The sequence below is a fragment of the Mycobacterium helveticum genome (assembly GCF_007714205.1).
Lineage (GTDB): Bacteria > Actinomycetota > Actinomycetes > Mycobacteriales > Mycobacteriaceae > Mycobacterium > Mycobacterium helveticum.
On sequence record NZ_VMQU01000199.1, the window covers coordinates 1 to 6,075 of the forward strand.

Below are 6,075 nucleotides of genomic sequence, written 5' to 3' on the forward strand. Positions count from 1 at the left end.
CGCCGGCTGCGAGGCGGCCTGGCGATTCTTCGGAGGTGTCTTCAAGGTGCTGATCCCAGACAACATGACACCGATTGTGCCCAAGGCGGATTCGACCGATCCACAGTTCAGTGTGGGTTGGACGGAGTACTCGCAAGCCCGCGGGTTTTTCACCGATCCGGCCAGGGTGGCCCACCCGTGCGACAAACCCCGTGTCGAGCGAATGGTGCAGTACGTGCGGGGCAACTTCTTCGCTGGCGAAGACTTCACCGACCTGTCCGACGCCCAAGCCCGAGCGCAAGCGTGGTGTGCCGACAAGGCCGGGCAGCGCATCCACGGCACCACCTGTCAACGCCCGGCGGTGGTGTTCGCCGAGGATGAGGCCGCACTGCTGCTGCCCGCCCCAGCAGCGGTCTACCAGGTGCCGATCTACGCTGAAGCCAAGGTGCACCGCGACTACCACCTGTTGACTGAACTACCCAAGACGTTTCGGCATGTCAGCGCCGTGCGCGGTGGAGAGCGGTTCTACTGTCGGTGCCGTGTTCGACGATCTGGAGGACGTGCGGGATCTGTAGGTGTTGGAGCTTCCGGCGGTGGGGTCGCTGGTGGCGACGGGCTCGAAGTGGGAGCCGTATCGTCTGGTTGACCCCGCGGAACGACCGGTGGTGGCGGCGGCGGCGTTCTTCGGTGACCTGCTGGCAGCCGGGCGCAGCGAAGCCACGGTCCGCTCTTACGGGATGGACCTGTTGCGGTGGTTCCGGTTCCTGTGGGCGGTCGAAGTTTTGTGGGACCGCGCGACCCGGTCAGAGGCCCGCGATTTCTGCCGGTGGCTTGCGATCTCGAATGGAATGAAAGGCCCTGGTCGAGCGGGGCCGTATTCGGTGTCGGTACGGGTCCACAGCGAAACGGTGCTGCGCTGCTTTTACGATTTCCACCGCGACGTTGGCACGGGCCCGATGGTGAATCCGTTTCCGTTAGATGGGTCGCGGCGTGGTGGCCGGGCGCATGCGCATCACAACCCAATGGAGCCCTATCGCAACGAGCGGGCAGGGCTGTATCGGCCTCGGGTGGTTAAACGGATCCCACGCAATATCCCGGACGCGGAGTTCAACGAAATTTTCGCGCGGCTGCCCTCGCATCGTGACCGGGCGTTGGTGGCGTTCTATGTGTCCACCGGGGCAAGGGCTTCGGAGCTGTTGAACGTGACACAGGGTGGTGTCGATCCTGGGCGGCAGGATAACAGTGGTGCGCAAAGGCTCTCGTGCAGAGCAGGAACTGCCGGCGTCATCGGACGCGTTCGTGTGGCTGCGCCTGTACCAGGTGGAGATGCAGGGGCTGATCCCGAGCGGGCGAACCAAACAGTTGTGGTGGACACGTCGAAAGCCATTTCGGCCGTTGACCTATCATGCGGCACACCGCATGTTCGAGCGAGTGAACGCCGACGCAGGCACGGGTGCCACGCTGCATGCGCTTCGGCACTCGGCGGCCTACCGGATGGCCCAGGATCCGGCGATGCCGCTCACCGACGTGCAGTACGTCCTTGGGCACGCGCAACTGACGACCACGCAGATTTACCTGACCCCACGCAAGGAGGATGTCATCGAACGCGTGCTGGCCCACCACGCCGAACAGACCCGAAAGGCCGCCGAGCACCCCACGCCGCCCCCGGCAGTGGGTTATCGGCCCGAAACGCTGGACGTGCTGTTCGCCAGGAAGCGCCCATGACCATTGTTGAGACCACCCATGCGCCCGGGACCGAGATCCTCACGGCGACCAGTGCACTCGAACATGCTCCCAGGCAACAGGATTGGAGAACTCGTTACCCCGCCCGCGTGGTGGGAGCGGATTGGCCGGCCACCTGCTGCGGCCGTGCCGGGGTGGATCGAGTCGTAGCCGCCGCGACGGTCACGTTGCCGTCGCAGCAGGTGCGTGAAGCCCGCTGCCGGCGGGTGCCGCTGCTGTTGGACTGGCTGGCTGATCAACCCGGCGACACCTGGCAGCAGCGGTGGCTGGCCAGCGGCGCTGATGCGGCCCGCGCGCACTGGGCGCAGCATCCCGAGCAATGGCTGCGCCACCAGGGAAAGTACTCGAAGGCCCGGCTACCGTTGATGACCAGCTCATTGCTGCTGGTGGTCGGCGCCGACGTAGTGCGACCGTCGCTGGCATGGCTGTTGACTGGCGGTAAGAAACGCAAGCTGGTCCGCAACATGGTCTATGGCCGTGATGGGGCGGGTTTTGATCGGCTGCGTCAATTGTGTGAGCAGGACCCTGCGATCACCGATGCGACGCTGGGAGACGTCATGTTTCGCTGCGCGGTGATCATCGCCGCCAAGGGCGGGATACTTGCCGATGTCACAGTCGGCGACGTGCTGGAGATCCTCGACACCGAATCCGCGGTGCGCGGTCGCACGGATTCGGCGTCGGCGACGTTTCGGATGCTGCGGGAAGCGGGCATACTCGGCGCAGATACACCCACGCTGCAGCAGATCCGCAGCCTGGGCCAACGCTCACCCGCCCAGCTCGTTGACCGCTATCCGATCGCCTGCCAGCCGATCCGGGACTTACTCATCGCCTACCTGGCCGAACGACAACCGGCGATCGACTACACCACCCTGGTCAGCCTGGCGGTATCACCTGGTGCGCTGCTTCTGGCTCGACATCGAGCAGCATCATCTCGGCATCGACTCGCTGCGGCTGCCACGGGAGGTCGCGGGCGCGTGGAAGCGGCGGCTACGCACCAAAACCACCACCGTCATCCGTGACGACAAGCTGGTCGAGGTCGAATCCTAGCGCCTGGCGTATCTGGACACACTGGCCACGGTTCGAGCGTTCTACCTCGACCTGGCCGAATGGGGCCTCGATGACCCGATCCGGTGGGGTGTGTGGGTGGCACCGTGCCCAATCAGCCAGGAGGACCTGGTGCGGCGTAAGTTCATTCGACGCCGTAAGGCGCGCATGGACAGCCGCACCCGCGAGTGGCTGCCGGTGTTGCCGGTCCTGGTCGAGGCCGTCGACCGGTGGCGGCGCGAGTCACGGCAGTTGTTGCAGGCCGGGCAACGAGTCCAGCCCGGCACGCAGTTCAGTGCGGCCGGAAAGACCCTGACCAGGATCGAACGGCCGCACGGGGCAGCGGACAACGTTTGGGTATGCCACCCCGACACCGGCAAACCACGGCTGCTCAACCTCGACGAGGAACACGCCTTCTGGGCGTGGGCCGTCATCGAAGTGTTCCGACACACGGGCGTACGGGTCGAGGAACTGCTTGAACTGAGCCATCACAGCCTGGTCCAGTACCGGCTGCCCAGCACCGGTGAGCAGGTGCCGCTGCTGCAGATCGCTCCGTCCAAGACCGACGCCGAGCGGTTGCTCGTGGTTGGCCCCGAGCTGGCCGAGGTGCTCAGCGCTGTCATCTGCCGTGTCCGTGGCTCGAACGCAACCGTCCCGCTGGTGCGTGCCCGCGACAGCCACGAGCTGGTGTGGCTGCCGCCTGCGCCGCTACTTTTCCAACGTCGGAACAGAGCCGAATACCGTTCACTGGGAGGCGGTTTCATCTCCGGACTAATCGACGAAGCACTCGCGCACGGGGCTGACAGACCCCGCCGGAGAGCCGCTGCACGTCACTGCGCACGACTTCCGGCGCATGTTCATCACCGACGCCGTGCTCAACGGTCTGCCGCCGCATATCGCCCAGGTGATCGCCGGACATCGCGACATCGGCGTGACGATGGGCTACAAGGCCGTCTACCCCGACGAGGCCATCACCACCCACCTGGCGTTCATCGCCCGCCGGCGCGCACTGCGCCCCACCGAGGAGTACCGCCAGCCCACCGACGAGGAATGGCAGCAGTTCATCGGCCACTTCGAGCGCCGCAAGGTCTCCATCGGCACCTGTGGACGCTCCTTCGGCACACCATGCATCCACGAACACGCCTGTGTCCGTTGCGCATTGCTCTGGCCGGACCCCGCCCAACGATCCCGGTTAGTCGAGATCCGCGATAACCTCAAATCCCGTATCGCCGAAGCCGAACGTGAAGGCTGGCTCGGCGAAGTCGAAGGCTTGCAGGTCAGCCTCGGCGGCGCCGAAGACAAACTATCCCAAGTCGACAGACGCCGTCGCCCACCATCCGGGTCAGCAACCGACCTTGGAATCCCCGCACTCCCGGCCGAATCCGCCGACTGAGCCGTCTTTGAACCCTTGGTTCAGAGAACACATTCAAGTCGATCGGGCATTGTATTCAATCCCCGAACACTTTCGCGTACAGACCGTTTCGGTGCGCGCCGACGGCGAGTTGGTCAAGGCGTTCCACGGCGGAAAGCTGGTCAAGACTCATCCCCGCCAGCCCGCCGGCGGACGTTCCACCGACCCGGCTGATCTGCCCGCTGACAAGACCGGCTACGCGATGCGGGACCTGACCCGGCTGATCGCCACCGCGGCCGGCCACGGGGCTGATATCGGCATCTACGCCGAACGTCTGCTCGATCACCAGCTGCCGTGGACACGCATGCGCCAGGTGTACCGGTTGTTGGGGCTGGTCAAACGCTACGGGCCGGCCCCGGTGAACACCGCCTGCGGGCGGGCATTGGAGCTCGATGTGGTCTCGGTGTCCAAGATCGCCGCGATGCTGCAAAAAGCCACCGAGAACACCCCGACAGAACCGCCACGGGCGGCCACCGGGCTGGCTCCGGCCCGGTTTGCCCGCGACCCGGGTGAATACCGCAGCCAAGGCAGGCCCCGGCCCGACTGGATGAGCGTCATCGACGGCGGCGCCACCCCCACCGGTCGCAACGCAACCCAGGGGCTGTGATCGGCATGGCGACCAAACCTGTTGTCACCGACCCGATCTCGACTGACCTCAAGCGAGTGATGCGCCAACTCAAACTTGGGCGGATGCTCGACACCCTGCCCGAGCGGCTCACCTTGGCTCACCAGCGGCACCTGTCACACGCGGCTTTTTTGGAGCTGATCCTCGCCGATGAGGCCACCCGCCGCGACAACAGCTCAGCCGCGCACGCCATCCACGAGCTCAACCACCGCGCTCAGCCGAGCGGCGACGACCTCGTCTATCCCGCCGACACCGCCGCGATCATCGCCACCCTGGCACACATGACCGGCATGCTCCCGCAACTGCTCGCCCAGCTCACCCGCTGGCTGACACACCAGCACCAAGACGGCAGGCTGACCCTGGACTCACTCGAAGCGCGGCCCGGCCTCGCCCCGACGATGCACGCCCTGACCGACAGCCTGCAACACGCCATCAGATACGCCCAGCACACCGCCGCCGAACTCGACACCGCGCACCAGCACGCAGCGCACCTCGCTGCCGCCGAACCATCCACCAACTATCAAGCCCCGAACACCAACGCCCGGGGCCAAAATTCATGCAGATCATTGGGGCCAAACCACTTGACGAAACGCACCGCCGCCCGCCGCGCCCGCGAGGCCGGCCTGGATGCGACCATGCGCCTGGATTCCTGGGACGATTCGGCCGCCGTCAGCTACGACCGCACCCTGTGGACCGACTTGACCAGCCTGCGGTTTCTCGACGGCCCCCACGGCGCTCTGCTGCTCGGACCCGTCGGGGTAGGCAAAACGCATCTGGCCACCACACTCGGACACATCGCCGTGCGGCGACGCATCCCCACCCTGATGTTGCGGGCTGATGCAATGTTCAAGCGGCTCACAGCATCCCGACTCGACAACAGCACCGAAGCCGAGATGCGCCGCCTGGCTCAAGTCCGGCTGCTGATCATCGACGACTTCGCCCTGCAGCCGATGGACGCTACCGCGACCGCCGACTTCTACGAGCTTGTCGTGGCCCGCCACCAGCGAGGCTCCACCGTGCTGACCTCCAACCGCAGCCCTGACGAATGGCTGGCCGTCATGACCGACCCCCTGCTGGCCCAATCCGCTGTCGACAGGGTGACGACATCGCCCAGGAGTTTTTGGCCCGGTTCAGCGGCGCCGAGGGCGTGTTGTTCGTCGGGCGGGCCCAAGAGAAGGCGCTGGTGTGGCGCACACTGTGCTTCCCCCGAGATCGTGGAGGGTTTCTTAAGCCGCTTCTGGCTTCTGACGGTTTTCCCTGATCTCGTAGTTGA

7 protein-coding genes and 1 pseudogene are annotated in these 6,075 nt (G+C 65.6%); 6 read left to right on the forward strand and 2 right to left on the reverse strand.

Going from position 1 to position 6,075, the window contains the following annotated elements:
- Together FPZ47_RS26055 and FPZ47_RS30005 are read left to right on the forward strand one after the other, a co-directional pair.
- Positions 1-625, forward strand: a pseudogene (locus FPZ47_RS26055) (hypothetical protein); the annotation flags it as partial.
- A gap of 566 nt (positions 626-1,191) precedes the next feature.
- On the forward strand, positions 1,192-1,704 hold the full coding sequence (locus FPZ47_RS30005) for a site-specific integrase (protein ID WP_246133620.1): 513 nt from the start codon (positions 1,192-1,194) through the stop codon (positions 1,702-1,704).
- A 392-nt stretch (positions 1,705-2,096) separates the two neighbouring features.
- Here FPZ47_RS30005 and FPZ47_RS30010 read toward each other — a convergent pair whose 3' ends face one another.
- Positions 2,097-2,483 carry a hypothetical protein gene (locus FPZ47_RS30010; protein ID WP_246133621.1) on the reverse strand — a complete coding sequence of 129 codons (387 nt, stop codon included), beginning with the start codon at positions 2,481-2,483 and terminating at the stop codon, positions 2,097-2,099.
- 133 nt (positions 2,484-2,616) lie between these two features.
- Here FPZ47_RS30010 and FPZ47_RS30015 point away from each other — a divergent pair, with 133 nt between their 5' ends.
- A complete protein-coding gene (locus tag FPZ47_RS30015) occupies positions 2,617-2,769 on the forward strand; it encodes a hypothetical protein (RefSeq protein WP_246133622.1) in 153 nt (50 codons plus the stop codon).
- Between the two features lie 240 nt (positions 2,770-3,009).
- Here FPZ47_RS30015 and FPZ47_RS28680 read toward each other — a convergent pair whose 3' ends face one another.
- Positions 3,010-3,447: a hypothetical protein gene (locus FPZ47_RS28680; protein ID WP_168209572.1), complete on the reverse strand. Its 438-nt coding sequence runs from the start codon at positions 3,445-3,447 to the stop codon at positions 3,010-3,012.
- 172 nt (positions 3,448-3,619) lie between these two features.
- Between FPZ47_RS28680 and FPZ47_RS28685 the strand changes: the two genes are divergently transcribed.
- From FPZ47_RS28685 to FPZ47_RS30510, 3 genes are all read left to right on the forward strand, one after another.
- Entirely contained in the window at positions 3,620-4,159 is a 540-nt protein-coding gene (locus tag FPZ47_RS28685) for a hypothetical protein (protein ID WP_168209573.1), read from the forward strand.
- Positions 4,160-4,166: 7 nt separating this feature from the next.
- Positions 4,167-4,784, forward strand: coding sequence for a Mu transposase domain-containing protein (locus FPZ47_RS26070; protein ID WP_425461846.1), 618 nt, complete (start codon positions 4,167-4,169; stop codon positions 4,782-4,784).
- A 5-nt stretch (positions 4,785-4,789) separates the two neighbouring features.
- Positions 4,790-6,075 (forward strand): ATP-binding protein (locus FPZ47_RS30510; protein ID WP_342781099.1); only part of this gene is annotated, 1,286 nt, incomplete at its 3' end.

What these genes read in the sequence shown, in the direction of transcription:
- FPZ47_RS28685 (WP_168209573.1), top strand. Translation starts at nt 3,620, where the DNA reads ATGTTCATCACCGACGCCGTGCTCAACGGTCTGCCGCCGCATATCGCC.